Annotated in this window: 20 protein-coding genes and 1 pseudogene; 16 read left to right on the top strand and 5 right to left on the bottom strand. The window is 48.4% G+C overall.

The window, feature by feature from the left end:
* Positions 1-573 precede the first annotated feature (573 nt).
* The 10 genes from pfkA to A3GG_RS0106235 all read left to right on the top strand — a co-directional run bounded on the left by pfkA (position 574) and on the right by A3GG_RS0106235 (position 11,098).
* Positions 574-1,572, top strand: a complete 999-nt coding sequence (gene pfkA, locus A3GG_RS0106280) for a 6-phosphofructokinase (RefSeq protein WP_018358463.1) — start codon at positions 574-576, stop codon at positions 1,570-1,572.
* Between the two features lie 38 nt (positions 1,573-1,610).
* Positions 1,611-2,855 carry a Cof-type HAD-IIB family hydrolase gene (locus A3GG_RS0106275; RefSeq protein WP_026215679.1) on the top strand — a complete coding sequence of 415 codons (1,245 nt, stop codon included), beginning with the start codon at positions 1,611-1,613 and terminating at the stop codon, positions 2,853-2,855.
* Between the two features lie 217 nt (positions 2,856-3,072).
* Positions 3,073-3,660, top strand: a complete 588-nt coding sequence (locus A3GG_RS0106270; protein ID WP_018358461.1) for a lipocalin family protein — start codon at positions 3,073-3,075, stop codon at positions 3,658-3,660.
* A gap of 3 nt (positions 3,661-3,663) precedes the next feature.
* Positions 3,664-3,930 carry a DUF4834 family protein gene (locus A3GG_RS0106265; RefSeq protein ID WP_018358460.1) on the top strand — a complete coding sequence of 89 codons (267 nt, stop codon included), beginning with the start codon at positions 3,664-3,666 and terminating at the stop codon, positions 3,928-3,930.
* Positions 3,931-4,071: 141 nt separating this feature from the next.
* Positions 4,072-5,367 (top strand): MFS transporter, encoded by a 1,296-nt coding sequence (locus A3GG_RS0106260; RefSeq protein ID WP_018358459.1) that lies wholly within the window; start codon positions 4,072-4,074, stop codon positions 5,365-5,367.
* A 28-nt stretch (positions 5,368-5,395) separates the two neighbouring features.
* Positions 5,396-6,391 carry a glycoside hydrolase family 130 protein gene (locus A3GG_RS0106255; RefSeq protein WP_018358458.1) on the top strand — a complete coding sequence of 332 codons (996 nt, stop codon included), beginning with the start codon at positions 5,396-5,398 and terminating at the stop codon, positions 6,389-6,391.
* Positions 6,391-7,671: a peptidase U32 family protein gene (locus A3GG_RS0106250; protein WP_018358457.1), complete on the top strand. Its 1,281-nt coding sequence runs from the start codon at positions 6,391-6,393 to the stop codon at positions 7,669-7,671. The genes A3GG_RS0106255 and A3GG_RS0106250 overlap by 1 nt, the downstream gene beginning before the upstream one ends.
* A complete protein-coding gene (locus A3GG_RS0106245) occupies positions 7,668-8,087 on the top strand; it encodes an acyl-CoA thioesterase (RefSeq protein ID WP_018358456.1) in 420 nt (139 codons plus the stop codon). Before A3GG_RS0106250 ends, A3GG_RS0106245 begins: the two co-directional genes overlap by 4 nt.
* Positions 8,088-8,091: 4 nt before the next feature.
* The gene (gene dprA, locus A3GG_RS0106240; RefSeq protein WP_018358455.1) at positions 8,092-9,225 is read left to right on the top strand and encodes a DNA-processing protein DprA; all 1,134 of its coding nucleotides are present in this window, start codon (positions 8,092-8,094) and stop codon (positions 9,223-9,225) included.
* Positions 9,173-11,098, top strand: coding sequence for an alpha-L-fucosidase (locus A3GG_RS0106235; RefSeq protein ID WP_248637661.1), 1,926 nt, complete (start codon positions 9,173-9,175; stop codon positions 11,096-11,098). The genes dprA and A3GG_RS0106235 overlap by 53 nt, the downstream gene beginning before the upstream one ends.
* Positions 11,099-11,122: 24 nt before the next feature.
* On the opposite strand, the gene A3GG_RS0106230 is transcribed toward A3GG_RS0106235, so the two are convergent.
* From A3GG_RS0106230 to A3GG_RS0106215, 4 genes are all read right to left on the bottom strand, one after another.
* A complete protein-coding gene (locus A3GG_RS0106230; RefSeq protein WP_018358453.1) occupies positions 11,123-11,641 on the bottom strand; it encodes a hypothetical protein in 519 nt (172 codons plus the stop codon).
* Between the two features lie 73 nt (positions 11,642-11,714).
* A complete protein-coding gene (locus tag A3GG_RS0106225) occupies positions 11,715-13,634 on the bottom strand; it encodes an NAD(+) synthase (RefSeq protein WP_018358452.1) in 1,920 nt (639 codons plus the stop codon).
* Between the two features lie 13 nt (positions 13,635-13,647).
* Complete coding sequence (locus A3GG_RS0106220) at positions 13,648-14,472, bottom strand: HAD-IB family phosphatase (protein WP_018358451.1); 825 nt, start codon at positions 14,470-14,472, stop codon at positions 13,648-13,650.
* Positions 14,469-15,182, bottom strand: coding sequence for a DUF5715 family protein (locus A3GG_RS0106215; RefSeq protein WP_018358450.1), 714 nt, complete (start codon positions 15,180-15,182; stop codon positions 14,469-14,471). Before A3GG_RS0106215 ends, A3GG_RS0106220 begins: the two co-directional genes overlap by 4 nt.
* 543 nt (positions 15,183-15,725) lie before the next feature.
* Between A3GG_RS0106215 and rnr the strand changes: the two genes are divergently transcribed.
* The 6 genes and pseudogenes from rnr to A3GG_RS0106190 all read left to right on the top strand — a co-directional run bounded on the left by rnr (position 15,726) and on the right by A3GG_RS0106190 (position 22,086).
* On the top strand, positions 15,726-17,945 hold the full coding sequence (gene rnr / locus A3GG_RS0106210; RefSeq protein ID WP_018358449.1) for a ribonuclease R: 2,220 nt from the start codon (positions 15,726-15,728) through the stop codon (positions 17,943-17,945).
* 21 nt (positions 17,946-17,966) lie between these two features.
* Positions 17,967-18,086 (top strand): annotated as a pseudogene (locus A3GG_RS14020) (AAA family ATPase); the annotation flags it as partial.
* 111 nt (positions 18,087-18,197) lie between these two features.
* Positions 18,198-19,004: an AAA family ATPase gene (locus tag A3GG_RS0106205; protein ID WP_345908492.1), complete on the top strand. Its 807-nt coding sequence runs from the start codon at positions 18,198-18,200 to the stop codon at positions 19,002-19,004.
* Positions 19,001-19,498: a hypothetical protein gene (locus A3GG_RS0106200; protein WP_018358447.1), complete on the top strand. Its 498-nt coding sequence runs from the start codon at positions 19,001-19,003 to the stop codon at positions 19,496-19,498. The genes A3GG_RS0106205 and A3GG_RS0106200 overlap by 4 nt, the downstream gene beginning before the upstream one ends.
* A 4-nt stretch (positions 19,499-19,502) precedes the next feature.
* On the top strand, positions 19,503-20,591 hold the full coding sequence (gene ruvB, locus A3GG_RS0106195; RefSeq protein WP_018358446.1) for a Holliday junction branch migration DNA helicase RuvB: 1,089 nt from the start codon (positions 19,503-19,505) through the stop codon (positions 20,589-20,591).
* Positions 20,592-20,598: 7 nt separating this feature from the next.
* Positions 20,599-22,086: an oligosaccharide flippase family protein gene (locus A3GG_RS0106190; RefSeq protein WP_018358445.1), complete on the top strand. Its 1,488-nt coding sequence runs from the start codon at positions 20,599-20,601 to the stop codon at positions 22,084-22,086.
* Between the two features lie 146 nt (positions 22,087-22,232).
* On the opposite strand, the gene rpmH is transcribed toward A3GG_RS0106190, so the two are convergent.
* Positions 22,233-22,373, bottom strand: coding sequence for a 50S ribosomal protein L34 (gene rpmH / locus A3GG_RS0106185; RefSeq protein ID WP_018358444.1), 141 nt, complete (start codon positions 22,371-22,373; stop codon positions 22,233-22,235).
* Between the last annotated feature and the right edge of the window lie 846 nt (positions 22,374-23,219).

Genomic DNA, 23,219 nt, shown 5'->3' with positions numbered 1-23,219 from the left:
ACTAGCGGTGTAGCAAAAAGGAGAGGGAGAGGAGAGGGAAACAAACAATTGGAAACATTCAGTAGCGAGCTAACCAAATAGCCCGCTGGCAATCTCGTGTCCCAAAGTGTACCCATTTACAATAATTGTGGTATTCAGTAGCTTATAAATAGATAAAAAAGACAAAGACCAATCTCCAAAACAGCCAAACACCTCCCAAAATACAGCAAAGAGCACCCCAAAGTACCCCCAAATACTACCCCCAACAGCGCCGATCTATACTTTGCGGAATCTAGGTCCTAGGAATAAATAAAACTTTTCCTAGAGATAAATATATTTATTTGTACAGAAAAATAAATTTATTCCTAGGAATAAATTTGCATCCTAGCGCGAGTTGTGGAAAGTACTAGCCATCAGCGATTTATCTCCTCGGCTATATCCTGAAATTTACCATGCGAAGAAGTGCGTAGTGGGTAGGTTATTACACCTATTGACAAAGAGGAGCTGATTGTACGGGAGAGTGCTTTTTTGTATCTTTGTATGGTAATGAGGGAGGAGATAGTTTAGGTTATTAAATTCATTAAGTCAGTAATTATGTGCGATATTAGCGGAGGTTATCAGGTTAGGTGTATCGGTATTCTCACATCGGGAGGTGATGCCCCTGGTATGAATGCTGCCGTCCGTGCCGTTACCCGTACAGCCATCTACAAAGGGCTACAGGTGAAGGGTATTTACCGTGGTTATAAGGGGTTGATCAGTGATGAGATAAAGGACTTCCAAACTGAGAACGTCAGTAATATCATCCAGCGTGGTGGTACTGTACTGAAGACCGCTAGGAGCGATGAGTTTAGAACGCATGAGGGTCGTGTGCAAGCCTATGAAAATATGCGGAAGCATGGGATTGATGCCCTCGTGGTAATAGGGGGTGACGGCACACTTACGGCAGCGAAGTTATTTGCCGCAGAGTTCAACATCCCGATAGTCGGTATACCTGGAACTATCGATAACGACTTAAGTGGTACCGATAGCACCATCGGCTATGCTACTGCCCTCAATACCATTATGGATGCTGTGGATAAAATCAGAGATACAGCATCGTCCCACGACCGTCTATTTGTGGTGGAGGTGATGGGTAGAGACGCTGGTTTCTTGGCGCTCAATGGCGCTATCGCTTCGGGTGCTGAGGTGGCGATTATTCCTGAATATAAGGAGGCAGAAGAGCAGATTACTCAGATGATTGCCAATGGTTTCCGAAAAAGTAAGAATAGTAGTATTGTGCTTGTGGCAGAGAGCGAAGCAACTGGTGGGGCGCTTGGCGTAGCTGAGCGAATCAAGGAGGGACATCCGGAGTACGATGTGCGTGTCTCTATTTTGGGGCATATGCAGAGGGGTGGGAGCCCTTGTGCTCAAGATAGGATTTTAGCAAGCCGTATGGGGGTTGCCGCTGTGGAAGCGTTGCTGGATGGTCAGCGCAATGTGATGGTTGGTATAGTTAATGACGAGATTGTGCTCGTGCCATTTAGCCGTGCTATCAAGGATGATAAGACGGTAGACCGTGCTATGGTGAAGGCCTTGGAGATGCTGTCGCTGTAGTGGAATTATTATAAGTAAGGAAGGAGTAGCGTATGGGGATGAAGTATAAGATAATGGCCTTCGACCTCGATGGTACGTTGGTAGACGATCAGAAACGCCTATTGCCTGGTACGGTAGGCGCTATTATGGCGGTGCAACAGTTGGGCGTAAAGGTGGTATTGGCTAGTGGTCGACCAACCTTTGGTTGCCGACAGGTGGCTAAAGAACTGAGGTTGGACGAGTTCGGTGGCTACATCATGTCGTACAATGGCGGGAAGATTACCTCGTGTGAGGATGGCAAGATATTGGCACGTAGAGCACTCCCTAAGGAACAACTTGCATATCTTTATGAGGCCGTAAAAGCGGAGCCCGACTTGGCTATGTTTTCGTACCTCAATCAGACCATTATATCTGAGCAACCTGATAATGAGTATGTGCAGGAGGAGAAGAGGGTCAATGGTGGGATGCCTATCCAGCGGGTGGAGCATCTCCTAGAGGCACTCACTCATGACTCTCTTAAGGTCGCTGTGGTCGGAGAGTCGAGTCGCCTCTATCAGCTCAAGGAACGTATGGAAGCGCACTATGGAGAAACGCTCAACTTCTTCCTTACTAATGAGCACTTCCTGGATGCTGTGCCGAGTGGCGTGGATAAGGGATCTTCGCTCGCTTTCTTGCTCAAGGAGCTGGGGTTGGAACGTAGTGAACTGATAGCTGTAGGCGATAGCTACAATGACCTTAGCATGATACAGCTTGCGGGTCTGGGTGTGGCTATGGCCAATGCAACGGAGGCGGTGAAGCGGTCGGCCGACTATGTTACCACAAGCAATAACGAGGGTGGTATCTTCCATTTGCTCAATAAGTTTGTCCTTAATCCCGATCAGACTCATGCCGAGGAAATCAATGTAGAGGACCTCAATAGGATGATGGAGGGGCATACTCTGATGAGTGCACTTGGTATCAAGTGTATCAAGCTAGAACCAGGCTACGTGGAGTGCACTATGCCAGTGGATAAGCGGACACAGCAACCTATGGGAATACTGCATGGTGGTGCTTCACTTGCGCTTGCAGAGACGGTAGCGGGGTACGGCTCTATTCTTTTACTTAGGGAGAATGAAATACAGGTAGGGATGCAGGTGAGTGGTAATCACATTAGTTCGGCTCACTCTGGCGATGTTGTCCATGCTATTGGGAGGGTAATCCACCAAGGTAAGAGTACGCATGTATGGGATGTGGAGGTGCGTACGGAGATGGGTAAGCTGGTGAATACGACGAGGGTGGTGAATAGTATCATCAAGAAGCGCTAAGGAGGGGGTCTAAAGGCACAACTACTGCGTTGCTTTGCCTGTGGGCGACCTTCGGTTCGGCATTCGGGCTTGGTCACGTACGTGTGTACGTGATCAAGCCTGTTCCTTTTCGTATTATTGTTCGTGGTTTATAAAATATCCAAATATCGAGGGGGTCTATTCTTTTTTGGGTACTTTTGGAGTCTTGATATGTGGGATAGTGTAGAAGATTTTGATTATGATAGATAATAAGTTGAAGATAAATATACTTCGTGGAGCACTAGTGGCTATAGCAGGTACTACAGCAGCCGCTGTGGGCGCACTGTGGTATCGGTCGCGCCATTCGGTGCCCAAGGGAGTGGAGCCATTGACTCCGTTTGAGCTAGAGAGGTTTCTCGGCAAGTGGTATGAGATTGCCCGTATGGATGTTCGCTTTGAGCGCAATCTTATCAATACTGCGGCAGACTATCAGTTGAGTGATGAGGGGGTGGTGAGTGTACTTAATACGGGTTATAATGTACAAAAGGAGAAGTGGGAACAAGCTCGTGGAGCGCTTCGATTTGTCGGAGAGAGCGATACTGCCGCTATGGAGGTGAGCTTCTTTGGTCCTTTTTTCTCTGGCTACAATGTCGTGGCTATTGAGGGAGACTATGAGTATGCGCTTATCGTAGGTAGGCGCACGGATATATGTTGGATTCTCTCGCGCACACCAGATATTCCTGTGGATGTGCAGACTAAGTTGCTAAGCAAGGCGATGAGTATCGGCGTCAATATCAATAATCTCAGTTGGATAGAGCAGAGTGGGCAAGAGCCTACGGAGTTGTAACGTATGGGATCATTTATACTATTTATACTGCTATTACCGCTCTTACTACTTCTTTATTTTGCTTTTGTCTACCGGAGGTCGCTTCTCGGTATCTATAGGATGCGTGAACAATACAAAGAAGCTCAGCGGCAAGCGGAAGAGGAGCAAGAGCGTAGGGAGCGGGTACGTAAGCAGACAGAACCAGAGCAGTCTAGCGTGGAGCGCATCAAGGATGCTTCGATAGACCTCGATGGCGGTGAATATGTCGACTACGAGGAGGTGAAGGAGTAAGGTGTACGCACTCTAGAAAGGTTAGAGATAGGCGAGGACGTCAAGGAGATCGAGGCATAATCTGCTGAGAGATGCTTGGCGCCTTTTTCTCTATGTGAGTGAAAATGCCTAAATTTGTGGGTATAAGAGAAAGATAGTAGGATGGATAGTACGAGGATTGAGCGGGGAAAGAGCCCCGCACTCTGGGTTCCGACGGTGTACTTCGCTATGGGACTGCCGATGGTGATGCTGTCGGATGTATCGCTTTTGATGTTTAAGGATCTGGGTATTTCGGATGCTCAGATTACTTTTTGGGCTTCGCTCCTTATCTTACCTTGGAGTCTGAAGCCTTTATTTAGTCCACTGATGGAACTAGTGGGCACCAAGAAGCAGTATGTAGTGCTGACAGAGGTCGTCTCGGCAGTGATGCTTGGGCTTATCTTTGCTGGGCTTGGGTTGAGTAACTTCTTTGTAGTGACTATTGCCCTAATGGCTATTATGGCAGTAAGTGGGTCTATTCACGATATAGCTGGTGACGGCACTTACATGCAGCACCTCGACCTCAAGCAACAAAGCGAGTACATAGGGTGGCAAGGAGCCGCCTATAATATTGCTAAGATATTTGCCCGAGGTGGCTTGGTATGGCTTGTGGGAACACTCTCGGCAAGCTATGGGGTGCTGCAGTCGTGGCGGATTGTCTTTATGCTAGCGGCTGTGATCATGCTATTGGTTGCCCTGTATCACATTGTATTACTCCCGGGTAGCTTCAAACGGAATGAGGGAAGGGAGCATAGGCAGACCGTTGGCAGTGCCATAGAAAGCTTCCTGAAGATCTTCGCTTCATTCCTGACCAAGAAGTATATCTGGTACTACTTGATATTTATCTTGCTGTATCGGTTTACTGAAGGATTGGCGATGAAGGTGGCTCCTCTCTTCTTGAAGGCAGATACTGCAGCGGGAGGTTTGGCTATGTCCAATGAGCAATTCGGACTAATATATGGGACAGCAGGAACGGCCGCTTTTATTCTCGGTAGCATACTGAGTGGCTATTATATTAGTCATTATGGTCTGAAGAAGGTGCTATTTAAGTTGGCGCTTATCTTCAATATCCCCTTTGTGGTGTACTTCCTACTCGCTTACTTCCAGCCAGATAATATCTGGTGGGCAGCGAGCGGTATTACGTTGGAGTACTTCGGATATGGCTTTGGTTTTGTGGGGCTCAACCTCTTCATGATGCAACAGGTAGCACCAGGAGAGCATCAGATGGCGCACTATGCTATTGGCACCAGTCTGATGAATCTTAGCGTGGTTATCCCTGGCTTGATGAGTGGTGCTATTAGCGATGCGGTAGGGTATAAGTACTTCTTCCTTATCGCCCTTCTTGTGGCAATACCAGGGTTGATTTCGGCCTACATAGTGCCCTTCAGCTATGATGATGAGGGCAGAAAGATAGTGTAAGATTTAGGTTAATAATAAATACGAGGTTATGAGTATAGAGATTGTAGGGCAACCAATGCCCAATATGCCTTGGGAGGATCGCCCAGAGGGTTCAAAAGATGTGTTGTGGCGCTATAGTAAGAATCCTGTGATTGGGAGGTACGCAACGCCACATAGTAATAGTATCTTTAATAGCGCAGTAGTACCATTCAAGGATGGTTTCGCGGGTGTATTCCGTGTGGATGATAAGAATCGCCGCATGCGCCTGCATGTAGGCTTTAGTAAAGACGGTATCCATTGGGATATCAGACCAGAGAAGATAGAATTTACTTGCGATATCCCTGAGGTTGGCGAATGGGTCTACGGCTATGACCCTCGTGTAGTAGAGATGGATGGTAAGTATTATGTGACTTGGTGCAATGGCTACCACGGTCCTACTATTGGTGTGGCTTGGACTGAGGACTTCGAGACCTTCCATCAGGTGGAGAATGCTTTCCTCCCATTTAATAGGAATGGTGTGCTCTTCCCACGTAAGATCAACGGCAACTTCGCTATGCTCTCTCGCCCAAGCGATAACGGTCACACCGCTTTTGGCGATATCTTCTATAGCGAGAGCCCCGACCTTGAGTACTGGGGTAGGCATAGGCATGTAATGGCGCCAGCAGCGTTTGAGCTAAGTGCTTGGCAGTGCCTCAAGGTAGGTGCCGGTCCTATCCCTATCGAGACGAGTGAGGGATGGCTTTTGATCTATCACGGTGTGTTGCGTAGCTGCAATGGCTATGTCTATGCCTTTGGTAGTGCATTGCTAGATAAGGATGAGCCTTGGAAGATGATTGCCCGCAGCGGTGAGTATCTTATTAGTCCACTTACCGAGTATGAGTGTATGGGCGATGTGCCTAATGTGACCTTCCCATGTGCCTCCGTGCACGACCCTGAGACCGGAAGGATAGCCGTGTATTATGGTGCCGCCGATAGCGTTACTGGTCTAGCATTTGGCTATATCGACGAAATCATTAAGTTTACCAAGGAAACTAATATCCTATAATGAAGCAAGAAGGACTGAGTCGTAAGGATTTTGAGATCATGGCGCCTGTGGGCAGCTGGGAGTCACTCCATGCAGCTATCCAAGGGGGTGCCAATGCAGTGTATTTTGGTATAGAAGGGCTCAATATGAGAGCCCGTAGTGCCAAGACGTTTGATACTGAGGACATGCGGCAGATAGTGAAGATCTGCGACGAGCATGGTATCAAGAGCTATCTTACGGTCAATACCATTATCTATGATGGTGATATGGCGCTACTGCATCAGATTGTAGACTCAGCCAAAGAGGCAGGCGTCTCGGCAATCATCGCAAGCGATGTTGCTGCTATGAGCTATGCCCATGAGCGCGGTGTGGAAGTGCATCTATCGGTTCAGCTTAATATCACCAACGTAGAGGCACTTAGGTTCTATGCCCGCTTCGCAGACGTTGTGGTACTCGCTAGAGAGCTTAATCTGGATCAGGTAGATGAGATCCACCGTGCGATACTAGAGCAAGACATCAGAGGTCCAAGGGGTGAACTCATCAGGATAGAGATGTTCGCCCATGGGGCGCTCTGTATGGCAGTGAGTGGTAAGTGCTACCTCAGTCTGCACGAGATGAATAGCAGCGCCAATCGTGGTGCCTGCAATCAGATCTGCCGCCGTAGCTATACCGTTAAGGATAATAGCAGCGACACCGAACTGGAGATAGAGAATGAGTACATCATGTCGCCCAAGGACCTCAAGACCATTCACTTCATGAATAAGATGATGGACGCTGGTGTGCGTGTGTTTAAGATAGAGGGAAGGGCAAGAGGTCCTGAGTACGTGCGGACGGTATGCGAGTGCTACAATGAAGCGATACTCGCTCATCTGGAAGATGCCTATACCGACGAGAAGATTGCCAACTGGGACGAACGCCTAGCCAAGGTCTTTAATCGCGGCTTCTGGAATGGCTATTATCTTGGACAGAGACTAGGGGAGTGGACCCATAAGTACGGTTCGTCGGCAACTCAAGTCAAGACTCACGTGGGTAAGGTGGTAAAGTACTTTAGCCAGATTGGCGTAGCAGAGTTTGAACTAGAGGGCGGATACATCGCAGAGGGAGAGGAACTATTGGTAGCTGGTCCTACTACCGGCGCTGTTTTCTTCACCGCCAACGATATGCGGGTTGAGGATAAAGCCCTTGAAAAGATAGATGAAAAGGGGCTTCGCTTTAGCGTGAAGATACCTGAGAAGGTACGACCAGGCGATGCCCTCTATGTAATGAGATACGTAAAGAACAACAAAAGTAAATTCCAATGAACAATCTACCAAAGAAAGAGTACCTCTATCTCGTCGAGATGAAGGTGCGTGATTACGAGTGCGACTTACAGGGAGTAGTGAATAATGCGAACTATCAGCATTATATGGAGCATGCCCGCCACGAGTTCCTGGAGAGCTTGGGCGATAACTTCGGACGTATGCACGATGCCGGTTATGACGCTTTTATCTCTCGTGTGGAGATAGACTATAAGGTGTCCCTCAAGAGTGGAGACCGGTTTTGGGTAGGGCTCAATATCCACCGCGACGGTGCTAAGCTGGTATTCGATCAGGATGTTATCCGTATGTCCGACCAAAAGGTCTGCGCTGCAGGACACATCTTCTCTGTGTTGGTGCATAATGGTAGACTCACCCGAGGCGAGTATTTCGACCAGTTGTTACAAGGTCTAGAATACTAGAAATATGGCAGACTTCTATCAGCTCTCGCCCGAGGAGTGGGCGTTACTTGTACTGAGCCTTACTGATGGTATTGGTCCTGTAACGGCGAGGGCTCTGATAGAGGAGATGGGTTCGGCAGCTGCAGTGGTCTCCGCTACGGCTGCCGAACTTGCGTCTGTGCCCAATGTCCGACCCAAGCTAGCGCGACTACTCTTGTCGGGAGAGGGGACGCGAAAGGCAGAAGAAGAGCTCGCCAAGCTCAATCAATTGGCAAGTCATGGGGTGAATATACAGATGCTCTTCACTGGGTCGCCCAACTACCCAGCCTATCTTGACCATTGCTTCGACGCTCCTCTCGTGCTTTATGTTCGGGGGCAGGTGCCGAACACACCCATGATTAGTATAGTAGGTACCCGAAAGAATACTGTCTATGCCCAAGATCTGCTCCAATACCTCATGCAAGGGATAGCCACTCATCGCCCCGATATTACCATCGTGAGTGGCTTAGCCTACGGAGTAGATAAGCTGGCGCACCAGACTGCCCTAGCGCATGGGCTGAAGAGCGTGGGCGTGGTAGCGCATGGGCACTACACCCTTTACCCCTCCAGCCATCGGAGATTAGCCGAGACAATGATGGCGCAGGGCGGAGGGATAGTCACCGAATACCCCTATGATACTCGGGCACTTCCACAGAGGTTTGTGCAGCGCAATAGGATTGTAGCCGGGCTTAGTCATGCTACCCTAGTGATAGAAAGTGCAGAGCGGGGCGGTTCGCTTATCACTGCCAATATCGCTTTTGACTATGGTCGCTCTCTCTTCGCTGCTCCTGGCAGAGTGTTCGACCCAGCATCGGCAGGCTGTAATCGCTTAATAGAAAGACAGAAAGCCTCTATTATCACAAGTCCGGAGCAGATCTTACGCGAGATTAATCTCCTTCCTGATTTGCCCCAACAGCCTATGCTCCCCTTTGCAGAGGAGCAACCAGACCAGGATCCAATTATTCACGAACTACGTACCTCGGGCGAACTGACCCTAGAGGATCTATCCCTCCGATTGGGAGAAGACGTCCCCACTATCTCGGGTCGGCTATTCGACCTCGAGTTAGATGGACTTATCCGTTCGCTCCCAGGCAGTCGCTATTGTATCAAGAACTACTAGTCCACACATGAAACAACTCCTTCTATCCCTCATTATATTAATCGCCAGCACTACTGCAATCGCTCAGAGCAATTGGTATGCCGATAAGTACTCTATGTTTGTTCACTACGGGCTTTACTCTATCCCCGCAGGGGTCTTCGACGGCAAGCCTGTAGAGCGGGGGTATTCCGAGCAGATACTGACCTTTGGAATAGGATTTAGTGACTGGTACGAGGCGTATACACGGGAGTTCACCGCTGAGCACTTCGATGCAGATAAGATAGTGGCACTAGCTAAAGCCGGTGGTATGCGTAGCGTGGTGATGACCAGCAAACACCACGATGGCTTCTGCCTCTTCGATACCAAGACAACCGATTACAATGTGATGAATACCCCTGCAGGGCGTGACCTACTTGGCGAGCTTGCCGAAGCGTGTCATCGCGAGGGTATAGGCTTTGGTATCTACTTCTCTTTGATAGATTGGCACTACCCCTATGCCATGCCTTTCAGTTCGCACAATGCTGATGCTGCTACACCTCCGCACCACGAGTACAATAAAGCGCAGGTACGAGAGCTGCTCACCAAGTATGGTAGGGTAGACGAACTGTGGTTCGATATGGGGAGCCTCACCAATGAGCAGAGTGCTGAGCTCTATGCCTTGGTACACGAGCTGCAGCCCCATTGTATGGTCAGTGGGCGTCTGGGCAATGACTATGCCGACTTCTGTGTAATGGCGGATAACGAATACCCCGATTACCTCATGGCGATGCCCTGGCAGACTGCCGCCTCTATGTTCGACGAAACTTGGGGCTATCGCTCTTGGCAAGAGCGTGGCGAGGTTGAGGATAAGGTGAAAGAAAAGCTCGCCTCGCTCATCAAGGTGGTAGCCTATGGCGGTAAGTATCTACTCAATATCGGTCCTATGGGCGATGGCACCATAGTCCCCTTTGAGTCCGAAGTTATCAAACGTATCGGTGCGGAGATAGAGCCCATCAGCTCTATGCTCTACAATACCCACCCAGCAGCGGAGGGAGATGCCCTTGCCACTATCTCTGCGGACTGGAAGACACGCTATTCCTTTGTGCTAAAAGGTGGAGCCAAGCCCGCTGGAAGTACGCTCGTAGCTCATAATACCTACTACGATGTCTATGCTCAGCCTTGGAAGGCACCAAGGGAGAAGCCTCTATCGGGCCCCCTTACGACCCTCCAAGCCAATCCGCTCTTTGCCCATTCCTCTGCCGATTATTATGCAAGCTTCCGTAGCATCGTAGGCTATGAGTGGGCAATTGGCAAGCGAAAGACTATCACACTGAGCTATACCGATACCGAAGTAGGGCGTACCTTGCTGGTCAATGGAAAGGTACTGCATCTCGCACCTCAGAAGACCACTTATGTGCCTATAGGAAACTACGAGTGGGGCACTCTAGAGGAAGCCAAACAAAGAGGGCGCATGGCGACTATTTCTGAGCAACCCGAGTGGAGCCCCTCGCTGGATCACCTACAAGAGGGTGTATCTCTAGAGCTAGGATTTAGCCAAGGCAAGCTTTATCGCCAGCACTTACAGGCTCCCGAAGCACAGTTGGCGATGTTCGATATTACCTACTCGGATGGCGTACTCGTCTACCTCAATGGCACCTATATTGATGGTGGCATACATAGGGAAGCGGGTAATGGCAAGCTAAGCCTCTGTCTTCCACTAAGGCGTGGAGATAATGAGCTACTGATTAAGGTATACAACCGTTGGAACCGCGATGCCTACCTTCAGGTAGCGCCCCGAGCATACACTGCTCATGAGCAACGCTTATCCGTATCAGACAACCACCTACGTATCACCAAGCTACAGCAAGCACCGCTAGCTTCGCCAGCACACCTGAGTAATATCCGAATAGAGTAGGGCACTGGCGAAAAAGTCTCTTCGTTACTTCTCCTTCTCCTTGCTCTTTTTCTGAGCTTCTATGAGAGCGGCAGTTCGTTTCTCCTCCGCTTCTTTGCGCTCTTGCTCAAAGCGGCGCCTATCATTGATGCGAATTTGTTCGAAGTCTTTATCAGAGTCTATCACCACCAGCGTATTATTCTCGAAGACTAAGCGGTATACCATGGGTGTAGCTTCCTCCATCCAGCCAAGTCGGCTATAAGAGCCTCTGTATACGAATATCTCGCGCAGTCCATCTGAGTACGCCTCCCTATTGATAAAGTCGGGCTGATATTGAATGAAGTTCAATACGTTTTGCTTCGTCATACCGAGCTCCAGCGAATTGATACGTTGATGGATGTTGCTGTCCCTATTGTAGTACGCCTCAAACGATTTGCAGCTCGGAAGCATAAGTGCAAGAAGTAAGATAAGAGGGATGAGGCAAGTGCTCGAAGGGGTGTTTCTACATACCAATTTCATAATAGCATTACTACCAATAGGGGTAGCCGTTACAAATGTACTCATTTTCCCTAAATCGCAAATAGGCTACACAGCTCATCCGTGAGCTATGTAGCCTATTCTCTTATGTTCGTGAGCCTTAAAATTTCTCTATAGTCTCTATCCACATCTGGGACGAAGCATCGCTAGGCATACGCCAAGTGCCGCGAGGCGAGAGCGATACTACCCCTACCTTAGGTCCATCGGGTAGGAAGTTGCGCTTGTATTGCTGCGTAAAGAAGCGGCGGGCAAATATCAGCATCCACTGCTTGAGTTGCTCTTTGGTGTATACCCCATTGAAAGCTTTGCGAGCGAGGTAGAATATCTTATTGGGCGAGTATGCGTTCTGCAGCATGTGATAGAGGTAGAAGTCATGTACTTCGTATGGTCCTATGATATCCTCTGTCTTTTGTTTTAGTTCCCCGCCAGTAAGTTCAGGGCTCACTGGAGTATCTACTACATCGAGTAGCGTCCTAGAGAGCTCCTCGCCAAAAGCATTGCTCTTACCTATGTGGTGTACCATCATTCTTACCGAAGTCTTTGGAATCGAACCGTTGATACTGTACATGCTCGAGTGGTCGCCATTGTAGGTACACCAGCCGAGAGCTAGTTCGCTAAGGTCGCCAGTACCGAGCACAAAGCCCCCCTCCATATTGGCGATATCCATCAGTATCTGAGTGCGTTCGCGAGCTTGTGCATTTTCGTAAGTGACATCTTGGGTAGTGGTATCGTGCCCAATAGCCTTTAGGTGCTCTATGGCAGCCTCGCTGATGGAGATATCACGGGCAGTAATCCCAAATAGTTCCATCATGCGCTTGCTATTCTCATACGTCCGTTTGCTCGTTCCTAGCCCTGGCATGGTTACCCCGATTACTTCCTTCCGATCCCGCCCAAGCATATCCATCGTTCGCACAGCCACAATCAGTGCCAGCGTACTATCTAGCCCACCACTGACGCCGATGACAATCTTGCTCCTGCCCAAGTGGTTGAGGCGCTGCGCTAGTCCTACCATCTGTATTTGGCACATCTCTTCGCAGCGCTCTGGGAGGTTAGTTGTAGAAGGCATGAAAGGGTTGCGCTCCACTGGGCGACTCATCTCATAGCTGCGGTCGGCATCCTTGAGCTCAAAAGGTACTACCTTGAGTTTCTCACCTGCGTATACAGATGCTGCCGTGCGGAATGAGCTATTGATGAGACGCTCTGTGCGGATACGCTCCACATCGATATCGCTCACGAGGAGCTTCTCCTCTAGCTTGAAGCGCTCCATTTCGGCAACCATCTCCCCATTCTCTGCGATGAATGCCTTGCCGGTGTATACGAGGTCGGTAGAGCTCTCGCCAAAGCCGCACGAACAGTATATGTATCCCGTAATCGCTTGGCTCGAGAGCGAGGTGACGAGCGACTTGATGTATCTATTCTTTCCAGCATTCTCGTTACTTGCCGAGAGGTTAAAGATAAGGTGTGCTCCATTGAGGGCGAGTCGCGTACCTGGGGTTACAGGGGTCCACATATCCTCACATATCTCCACGCCAACACCCACATTACCGCACTTGAAGATAATATCGTGCCCAAACTCTACCTCGTGGTCACCAATCATTACGGTAGAGTAGGAGAGGTCTAGAGAGCTATTGAACCATCGTTTCTCCTGAAATTCCCTATAGTTGGGTAGGTAGGTTTTAGGGATTGCACCTAGGATCTTACCCTCCTGTATAGCTACCGCGGCATTATATAGTTTCTCCTCGGCGCGTAGTGGCATACCCACGATGATGAGCATCTTCAGGTCTTTGGTCTGCTCCGCTAGTTGGCAGATTGCTTCCTCTGCCTGCTCTAGTAGAAAAGGCTGCAAGAATAAGTCTCCGCAGGTATATCCCGTGATAGAGAGCTCTGGGAAGGTGAGCATCTCTACTTTCTGCTCCTCAGCACGGCGTACCATTGCCACATGTCGTTCTACGTTGTAGAAGCAATCCGCTACTTTTACAAATGGCACAGCCGCTGCCACCTTTACATATCCGTATCTCATAATTCCTTATAGATTAGGTAGTTGATAAATCATTTTCGAGTGAGCTCTGTATGGGTAGAAATGATGGCGAAGGCTCCTGCGAAGTCGAAATCATAAAGGTACACCCCGCCTCTATCATCATGGGGAGGTCGTTGTGCCCATCTGCTATGACGATGACTTCGTCGGTAGTGATACCATATTTCGCTGCCAATTCTTTCATGATACTCACCTTAGTTTGTGGTCCAATAGGTTGTCCCACGATATGACCAGTAAGGTAACCCTCCGATAGCTCCCACTCCGAACCGAACCGCTCGTCTATCTGTAGGTAATCGGCAATGTATTGCACGTACTCTAGCCACGCTCCAGATACAATAGCTGTAGGTATCTCATGATACCGAAGCATAGCCATGAGCTGTTGCGCCCCCTCGGAGAGTGGAATTGTCTTGTAATAGCTTTGGAGTAGCTCCTTATCCATCCCTTTGAGGAGCCTTACCCGTTCTGTGAAGTTGTGCGCCCAGTCTCCTGCACCCTTGAGTGCTTCTTGCGTGAGTGTGAGAAGCTTGTTCTTGCGATCAGGGTTATGCTCTTCGGCAGCGCCAATCCGTGCCATAAACTCCGACTGCACGAGGGTGCTGTCTAGGTCGAAGATAACGAGCTTAGGGACGGTGAAGCTCTCCTTGGTAAAGCGCACCACGATAGGCTCGAGACGGATGCTATCAAGTAAGGTGGAGAGGAAGGTAGATAGCTCTCTTTCGGAACCGGTAGACTTGGATAGCCGCTCCTCAAGGTCTGAAAGGCGCAACGTGCTCATATCGGTATTCCCAAATAGCTCTAGCGTATGGTGCTTTCTCCTACTCATCTAACCGTCATGTGGAAGCAGGCCTGCCGCCGCTCGTGTTTGATATACACCCGACCGTCGTCATGAAATCTTCGGAGCACAATCGCCAATAGGTGCTTGAGCTCCTCATCGGATAGCGAACGTGGGTCTAGGTGGTCTACTTTGTCGAACCGCCTCCAAGAGATATCCACAGTAGTTCCATACTGGTGGGTACTATTTTCTGACGCATTGCCATTGCCTCGTCGGAGCTTCTTTACATCCTCTTCAGTGCGAGTAACACTCGTGATGATAGGGCGGTATAGAGGGAGTGTGTCCTTAGCTAGTTCGCCAATAAAAGCCAGACCTATCTCATCCAATAAGTCTGCCATATCCTCCACCACATAGGGTACCGAGTGCGTGAGATCTTCTACTACATAATTGGGGTTGGTACAGATATGTACCATACCCTTACGGCGCTCCATCTCTTGGCGTGTTCGCGCTGGTGCCACACCCTTATTGAGCGCAGCAGTCAGCTGTATATCATTGAGGTCATTGAAGTCTCTATTGAAGCTCCCTTGGTATCTAAAGGTCGAACGGTGCTCCATGGCACTCATCGGGTAGGGCTCTCTCACTATAGGAGCCTCGTCCGATACCCATGCCGACAAAAGTGCCACCACTACAGCAAGTGGTAGCACGTACCTTGTGAAATAAGGTCGCCAATAGATTCTCTCCCTCGTATCATTATTCTCCATGCTCTCCAAACGGCTCCCCACATAAACTAGAAGCAAATCTACCAATTTTCCCGCTACTCTTGCGCATCCCCCATTTTGTGTGCTGTACTGGAAAAGTCAACCACTTAGTGCACTTAGTCAAGTAAATAAGTAAATGGGAGTCAATAGACCCGTGAAACCTTAGGTGGATAAGGTCAAGTAGGCAGGTAAATAGCCCCGCAAAAGGTCAATTAATTCAGGAAAAGACAGAGATAGTAGGGGCGAAAAACCTTTCACCGCTACCCGTTGACCGCCCTCGGTATATCCCATGACCATTTAATATATACTAATTGGGTCAATTAATATACATCAAATGGATCAATTAGTATATATTAAATGGTCTTGCCGATACTATAGACGGTTCATGGGCTTTACATAGAAGGTTCGTGGCTGAACTATTTGGCGTTTTTACGGGGTAGGAGAGGACTATTTGGCATTAAAGTGACGACTGCCGACAACTGTCTATTGTTATTGACCGATACGGGTAAACTTTTTGTATCTTTGTGGTGGGAGGTATTATAGATTATGAGTAAGAGAAAGAAAGTAGAGGCTAAGCGCGGACGGAGATCTAGTAAAGTAGCTCCAAGAGGTCGCAAGCATGATAGGAGGGAGACCGCACAGGCTGGCAGCAAGCGTGGTGTGGCTCAGGTGAGAGGTCTGGTGCTGCAATATTTTAGAAACACTAAGGGTGAGGCTGCGGACTACAAGCAGGTGGCGCTTGGCGTGGGTGCCGAGGGCGATCTCGCTATAGAGATGGTGCGTGAAGCCATTGAGCAACTGGCAAGGGAGAGGGTACTGGTGCCCGATACTATGCCCAATAGGTACCGTTATCTGCCCCCTAAGCAGAAGATGGAGGGCGTACTGCGCCGAAAGGCAGGCAAGGGACACAATATGTTTTACCCTGATGGCGGTGGCGAACCTATTCGCATTGCTGAGCGCAATACCGGAAATGCGATGGATGGGGATAGGGTGGTGATGAACCGCCTAGCTACACGGCGTGGTCAACTTCCCGAAGGGGAGATTGTGGAGGTGCTAGAGCGAGCTGAGGCCAATTTTGTTGGTGTCCTCTCGATCAAGAATAATGTAGCTTTCCTACTTACCGAGAGCAACAAGCTCGCCAATGATATTTTTGTGCCGATGGATAAGCTCAATGGCGCAAAGGATGGCGAAAAGGTGGTGGTGCGTGTGCTAGAATGGCCAGAACGGGCTAAGAACCCACTCGGAGAGGTGCTATTGGTAATCGGTATGCCGGGGGATAATGATACGGAGATGCATGCGATACTAGCGGAGTATGGTTTGCCAATCAGTTATCCCGAGGAGGTGGAGCTTTATGCCAACCAACTGGATGAAAAGATGGCGTACAAGGAAGAGTACAATAGGCTCGATTATCGCAATGTGCCAACACTTACGATAGACCCTGAGACTGCAAAGGACTTCGACGATGCGCTATCGCTCAGGTCGCTAGGACAAGACAGGTGGGAGGTCGGTGTGCATATTGCAGATGTCACTGCCTATGTCTTACCCGATGATGTGATAGACCGTGAAGCGGCAAGTAGGGCTACGAGTGTCTACCTCGTGGATAGGACGGTGCCCATGCTGCCCGAACGATTGTGCAATGACCTCTGTTCACTGAGACCTAATGTGGATCGCCCTGCGTACTCGGTCATCTTTACGCTAGATGACAAGGCGCATATACTGGACTATAAGATTACACGTACGGTGATTCATAGCGACGCACGCTTGGCATACGAGGAGGCGCAGGCAATGATAGAGGGCGCACGAGGTGATATGAGTTCGGTTATCCTAACCCTCAATGGCTTGGCAAAGCAGCTGCGCGCACAGAGAATGACGCTGGGTGCGATTGCTTTTGAGCGCTCTGAATTGGCTTTCAGACTAGATGAGAAGGGCAAGCCGATAGAGGTTTATGTAAAAGAGCCACTAGAGGCGAATAAGCTGATAGAGGAGTTTATGTTGCTCGCAAATAGGACGGTGGCAGAGCATGTCGCTACCATGAGGGGCGATAATGCACCTAGTTTTGTCTACCGTGTGCATGACACCCCTGATGCGGAGAAGCTCGCCGACCTTGCTGAGTTTGTGGGTAGACTTGGCTATAAGCTAAGGACAACGGGAACCCCAGAGATGATAGCCAAGGCGCTCAATGACCTTCTGGAGAAGGTACATGGCAAGCCTGAGGCGGAACTGATAGAGACCTTGACGATTCGGACTATGGCTAAGGCGATTTACCAGACCGATAACATCGGGCACTATGGGCTAGCCTTTGAGTATTATACGCACTTTACAAGTCCTATCCGTAGGCATCCAGATATGATGGTGCATAGGTTGCTCACACGCTATATGGCAGGTGGCAAGAGTATGGATAAGGCGGAGCTGGAGGAGATCTGTAAGTACGACTCTGATCAGGAACGCAAGGCGGCAGAGGCTGAGCGCACTTCTATTAAGTACAAGGAGGTAGAGTACATGCAAGGTCACTTGGGAGAGGTCTTTGATGGTGTGGTGAGTGGTGTGAAGGAGTTTGGCATCTTTGTGGAGCTAGAAGCTAATGGCTGTGAGGGCTTGGTGCCTATCCGCGACTTGGACGATGACTTTTACGAGCTGGACGAACGTACTTACTCTTTGGTGGGGTACAATACTAAGCGCCGTTTCTCACTAGGAGATAAGGTGACGGTACGTGTAGCAGCTACCGATCTAGACCGTAGGCAGCTCGACTTCGAACTACTTTCGTAAACAGTTAAACCTTTATGGGGTATGATAAAATCTGTTCGTTTCCAAAATTTCACTGCCTTTGAGGACTTGAAACTGGAGTTCTCACCAGGGATTAATGTCCTATTAGGGCAAAACTCTACGGGTAAAACGCATATAATGAAAGTATTGTACTCTGCGTGCTCTGTTATAGATATTCGAGAGACAAGTACATTGGAGCAAAAGTTATCAAGCGTTTTCCTTCCTGACTCGATTGGTCGTTTGGTGAGAAGATCTGTGGGAAGAAATAAGGGACGTTTCAGTATTACTCGGCAAGATCAGGCTGGTTCTAGGTCGTCAAATATAGTTTGTGAAGTAACTACTCTGAATAAGTGTGACGTTACAGACGGGACTTGGCGTAAGGATATGAGGAATCCAGCCGTGTATATCCCCGTGAAGGATATGCTGGCTATTGCTCCTGGGTTCAAATCCCTATATGAGCACAGGGAGCTACAATGGGAGGAGATATATGTGGATATTCTAAATCGGGCCTATCTCCCAGCTACGAGAGGGCGAAAAACTCCTCAGCAGAATAAACTTCTGAAGATACTTCAGAGGTCTATAGAAGGTAGAGTGGTAGTAAAAGATGAACAGTTTTATCTATCAATGCCTAGTGATGGGACTTTGGGTAAAGGGACACTAGAATTTACCCTGCTAGCTGAGGGGTATCGTCGATTAGGACTGTTGTACCTATTGATACAAAATGAGTCGTTAACCAAGGGAAGTATCCTCTTTTGGGATGAACCCGAGGCGAACCTCAATCCTAAGCTATCCAAGACAGTGGTAGAGATATTGATGGCATTGGCAGAGATGGGTGTACAGATATTTGTAGCTACTCATGATTATGTATTCCTTAAGGAGCTCGAGTTCGCTCAGTCTAGTTCTTCTACGTCAAAGTTTTATAGTCTTTATCGTTCGGATAGTGGAGCCGTGAGTGCTGCTACATTTGATGACTTTTCTGAAGTTGCCCCCAATTCTATTGATGAGGCATTTGATAGCCTTTTGGCTCGTGAAATAAATAGTAGGCTTGATATTGAAAAATGAGTACGCTGACTACTGATGGTTATCGTTTCGACTTCCCAAAAGAAAAGCAAATTATTAAGTTTGATGGGGTGGAACATGGCTTTAGTCATTGCATGAAAGCTGTAGATGTCGTGGTTGAGCTTAATGATGAAACGACCTTGTTTATTGAGATTAAAGAAGAGCGAGCCAATAAGAATGCAACCAATAGCTTAGAGAGCAAAGAAAGCAAACAGGCAAAGCGGAATTTCTATGACGACTTGAAGTATAAGCATAGAGACTCTTACATCTACAGATATTGCGAGGACGCTTTGACGCCTAGGTGTTACTACATTTGCTTACTTGACTTTGATTCTGCGCTATTGATGCAATCTCAAAGAGTGTTGAGAACTGAAGCTTTTCCAAAGAAGATGCCTATGAGGTGGAAGAAGAATTATATTGAAGACGTATTTGTTGTAAACGCAGAAACTTGGGCTAATAGTGATTTAAGTAAATGGGGTACAATCACGAAGATTTGAACTAATGAAGGACGAGGAGAGGATTATTGAGGGGCTGGAGGAGTTTGATATCCGTGGTGTGGAGCGGGGCAATACTCCTGCGGAGCAGTTGGTGCGTGTAGAGGAGGATAAGGACTTTGCTCTTCGCCCTGCCTCCTTTGGTGACTTCCAAGGGCAACCTTCGGTAGTAGAAAATCTAGAGGTCTTTGTGGCGGCTGCTAAGCTGCGTGGAGAGTCGCTGGATCACGTGCTCTTGCATGGACCTCCAGGGTTAGGAAAGACTACGCTTTCGCAGATTATTGCCAATGAACTAGGGGTGCATATTAAGGTTACTTCGGGTCCGGTGCTGGATAAGCCGGGTGATCTTGCGGGTGTACTTACGTCTTTGGAACCTAATGATGTGCTCTTTATTGATGAAATTCACCGTATGCCTGCTGTGGTAGAGGAGTACCTCTATTCGGCTATGGAGGATTTCCGCATCGATATCATGATAGACAAAGGACCTGGAGCACGGAGTATTCAGATTGATCTGAACCCCTTTACCCTTATTGGTGCTACTACCCGAAGTGGGCTACTTACGGCACCACTGAGGGCTAGGTTCGGTATCAATATGCACTTGGAGTACTACGATAGCGAAACACTCAAGGGAATTGTGCTGAGGAGTGCGAGCATCCTCGGAGTGCCTTGTGATGAAGTAGCGGCACAAGAGATAGCTCAGCGCAGTAGGTGCACGCCTCGTATTGCCAACGCACTCTTGAGACGAGTGCGCGATTATGCACAAGTGAAAGGGACAGGGCGTATACAGCACGATATTGCGACTTATGCACTGGAGGCACTCAATATCGATAGGCACGGTCTGGATCAGATAGACCACAAGATACTGAATGTAATTATAGATAAGTTTGATGGTGGTCCCGTGGGGATTGGGACTATTGCTACGGCGATAGGGGAAGACCCAGGGACTGTGGAGGATGTATATGAACCATTCCTCATCAAAGAAGGATTTATGAAGCGAACTCCTAGAGGGCGTGAGGTGACTCGCCTAGCCTATGAACATCTGGGTAAGGAGTTGCGCCCACGGAGTCCGAAAGGTTTCTTCGACGATATAGAGTAAGAGATATATGGCATCAGGCATGCGGGGGTTGGCAAAGGACACTGTAATCTACGGTGCTACCAATATTGTCAGTAAGTTCCTCAACTGGTTGCTAGCACCTTTCTATATAAGGGTGCTGGCTGATAGCGCAGAATACGGTATTGTAACTAACCTATATGCGTGGGTGAGTGTCGTACTCGTGGTACTTACACTTGGGATGGAGACGGGGCTATTCCGCTTTATCAATACGAGCGATGAGCCAAAGCGGGTTTTTGCCACTACGACTAAGCTGGTGGGCATAGCGGTTGCTGTCTTTGGTTTGGTCGGTATTGCCTTTGGTGGCAATATAGCTGCGGGGCTGGGATATGCGGATCACCCCGAGTATATCACTATGTTTGTCGTTATCCTGATGCTAGACGCCCTTATGTCTGTTCCCTTCGCATACATAAGGTATCAGCGTAGGCCGTTAAGGTTTGCTTTCTATAAGTTTCTCTTTATCACGCTCAACATCCTCTTTAATCTCTTCTTCTTCGTGCTCTGCCCATGGTTGTTGTCCCAAGGTGTAGCGCTACCCGCATGGCTTTATCAGGTTAATCTAGGTGTGGGGTATATCTTTATCTCTAACCTACTAGCGTCTGGGATTGAGTGCCTAGCTATGTTGCCCGTGTTGAAGGATGCACGAAGAGGGTTTGATAAGTCGCTTGTTCGCCCGCTCCTCTCTTACTCTCTGCCTTTGGTACTCTTGGGATTAGCAGGGATATTCAATAAGATGGCTGGACAGATATTGATACCTTCGCTCTATCCCGATCGCGTGGAGGGCATGACGCAGCTCGGTATCTACGGAGGTAACCTCAAGATAGCAGTGGTGATGGTGATGTTTATCCAGGCGTTCCGATTTGCCTACGACCCTTTTGTCTTCTCCAAGATGAAAGCTAAGGATGGGTATGATGCGTACAGGGTTGCCATGAACTACTTTATCTTCTTCGGGCTACTCATCTTCCTCGGGGTTATGTACGGTATTGACTTGTTTAAGCACATCGTGTCGCCCGATTACTATAGTGGGCTCGTGGTAGTGCCTGTGGTGATGGCGAGCGAAATACTCTTCGGTATTTATTATAACCTTTCTGTGTGGTACAAGATAAGCGACCGCACACACTATGGAGCGACCTTCTCGATTATCGGACTGGTAACTACTATTGCTATTATCCTATGGGGCATCCCTCGCTATGGCATTATTGCTGCTGCTTGGAGTGCCTTTGCGTGTAATGCGGTGATGCTTCTACTTTCCTATTTCTTAGGTCAGAAGCTCTTCCCGATACCTTACGACACAGGCAAGAATATATTACACCTCGTCATCGGAGCTATCTTTTATGTGGTAGGCATGGCGATAGAGCTTCCCAATCTCTGGGTTACGCTTGCGGTGAGAGGGGCATTGCTGCTTCTGTTTATTGGGATCACCGTTGCCTTCTTCACACCAGAACTCAAAGCGATGCTAAAGCGTACACTAGGGCGGTAGGGCTTGTCCTGCCCCCTAGTTGCGGTTCAAGAGGGCTATGCCTTAGTGCACAGTAGCCCGTACCTAGTGAACTATCCAAATACAAAAATAGGGCACACATCTGTTGATGTATGCCCTATTTTTAGATAATCCCCCTAGGCTATCTCTTAAGCAGAGACAGTAAGCCTTTTGCGTCCCCTAGCACGGCGAGCTGCAAGTACACGTCTACCATTGGCAGTAGCCATACGAGCGCGGAAGCCATGCTTATTTACCTTTTTCCTTACCGAAGGTTGATATGTCCTCTTCATTACTCTATCCTTTAAAAACTTCTATATTTCTTAAAACGTGGGGCAAAGGTACACAAAAAAAAACAACTGCCCAAATTATTACGGAAGCCAATTCCGCAATGAGTAGTGTAATAGACGACAAATACTCCTCTACTGAGCGGCAACTGATGCTCTGCAGAGGAGTATTGATAGGGGGTAATCTTGCTTGTAGTCGTGATGGTTATGTATATCCGAAAAAACGAAACGGCCATGAAAGCAAAAACGAAACGGCTATCGAGTCGAGGGAAAACTGATAGTAGAAACAAAACGAAACGGCTCTCGAAATTGTTGCGCGCATCTATTAGAGAGAAAGGAAATAAGAAAAGCCGGGGACAACTAATTGCTAGTTGCTCCCGGCTAAAATTATCTGCAGATGGCGTTATTCCGCTCCCCAATTGTGACACACGCCTAATCATCACAACACAAAGATAGATAAAAAATTATACTACCTCGTGATATACACACAATATCTATCGACAAGCAAAGAAAGAAAGTACCGGTACTCGGGCACTAGATCGTGAGGCAGGACGAATGGTGGCAACGAATGGTCGTCGAATAGCCAACGAAAAAAGTTTGGATTGTACAAGCTCTCTACCTCGGCATAAGCATGGAGGGAGAGCATACCTCTTGTATAAGACTGACAATCTTCAGCGAGGTCTTCTATTTTTCGTTTGTAGTTTATCATGGCACAAAGATACTGCAAACGAGGAATAATTGCTATCTTTGACGTGTATAAGTTAGTATCACACTTTAAGATAGAGAGACATGAAAAAGATTATCGCAACATGCTTGATGGCTATCGCCACAGTTGCACTCACTGGGTGCTGG

The sequence above is a fragment of the Porphyromonas levii DSM 23370 genome, from assembly GCF_000379925.1.
In the GTDB taxonomy this organism is placed as follows: Bacteria; Bacteroidota; Bacteroidia; order Bacteroidales; family Porphyromonadaceae; genus Porphyromonas_A; species Porphyromonas_A levii.
This window is presented reverse-complemented; position numbering and strand designations above follow the sequence as displayed.

Excerpts from the sequence above, each read along its gene's own strand:
- pfkA (WP_018358463.1), top strand. The coding sequence starts at position 574 with ATGTGCGATATTAGCGGAGGTTATCAGGTTAGGTGTATCGGTATTCTC.
- A3GG_RS0106275 (WP_026215679.1), top strand. The coding sequence starts at position 1,611 with ATGAAGTATAAGATAATGGCCTTCGACCTCGATGGTACGTTGGTAGAC.
- A3GG_RS0106270 (WP_018358461.1), top strand. The coding sequence starts at position 3,073 with ATGATAGATAATAAGTTGAAGATAAATATACTTCGTGGAGCACTAGTG.
- A3GG_RS0106265 (WP_018358460.1), top strand. The coding sequence starts at position 3,664 with ATGGGATCATTTATACTATTTATACTGCTATTACCGCTCTTACTACTT.
- A3GG_RS0106260 (WP_018358459.1), top strand. The coding sequence starts at position 4,072 with ATGGATAGTACGAGGATTGAGCGGGGAAAGAGCCCCGCACTCTGGGTT.
- A3GG_RS0106255 (WP_018358458.1), top strand. The coding sequence starts at position 5,396 with ATGAGTATAGAGATTGTAGGGCAACCAATGCCCAATATGCCTTGGGAG.
- A3GG_RS0106250 (WP_018358457.1), top strand. The coding sequence starts at position 6,391 with ATGAAGCAAGAAGGACTGAGTCGTAAGGATTTTGAGATCATGGCGCCT.
- A3GG_RS0106245 (WP_018358456.1), top strand. The coding sequence starts at position 7,668 with ATGAACAATCTACCAAAGAAAGAGTACCTCTATCTCGTCGAGATGAAG.
- dprA (WP_018358455.1), top strand. The coding sequence starts at position 8,092 with ATGGCAGACTTCTATCAGCTCTCGCCCGAGGAGTGGGCGTTACTTGTA.
- A3GG_RS0106235 (WP_248637661.1), top strand. The coding sequence starts at position 9,173 with ATGGACTTATCCGTTCGCTCCCAGGCAGTCGCTATTGTATCAAGAACT.
- A3GG_RS0106230 (WP_018358453.1), bottom strand. The coding sequence starts at position 11,641 with ATGAGTACATTTGTAACGGCTACCCCTATTGGTAGTAATGCTATTATG.
- A3GG_RS0106225 (WP_018358452.1), bottom strand. The coding sequence starts at position 13,634 with ATGAGATACGGATATGTAAAGGTGGCAGCGGCTGTGCCATTTGTAAAA.
- A3GG_RS0106220 (WP_018358451.1), bottom strand. The coding sequence starts at position 14,472 with ATGAGTAGGAGAAAGCACCATACGCTAGAGCTATTTGGGAATACCGAT.
- A3GG_RS0106215 (WP_018358450.1), bottom strand. The coding sequence starts at position 15,182 with ATGGAGAATAATGATACGAGGGAGAGAATCTATTGGCGACCTTATTTC.
- rnr (WP_018358449.1), top strand. The coding sequence starts at position 15,726 with ATGAGTAAGAGAAAGAAAGTAGAGGCTAAGCGCGGACGGAGATCTAGT.
- A3GG_RS0106200 (WP_018358447.1), top strand. The coding sequence starts at position 19,001 with ATGAGTACGCTGACTACTGATGGTTATCGTTTCGACTTCCCAAAAGAA.
- ruvB (WP_018358446.1), top strand. The coding sequence starts at position 19,503 with ATGAAGGACGAGGAGAGGATTATTGAGGGGCTGGAGGAGTTTGATATC.
- A3GG_RS0106190 (WP_018358445.1), top strand. The coding sequence starts at position 20,599 with ATGGCATCAGGCATGCGGGGGTTGGCAAAGGACACTGTAATCTACGGT.
- rpmH (WP_018358444.1), bottom strand. The coding sequence starts at position 22,373 with ATGAAGAGGACATATCAACCTTCGGTAAGGAAAAAGGTAAATAAGCAT.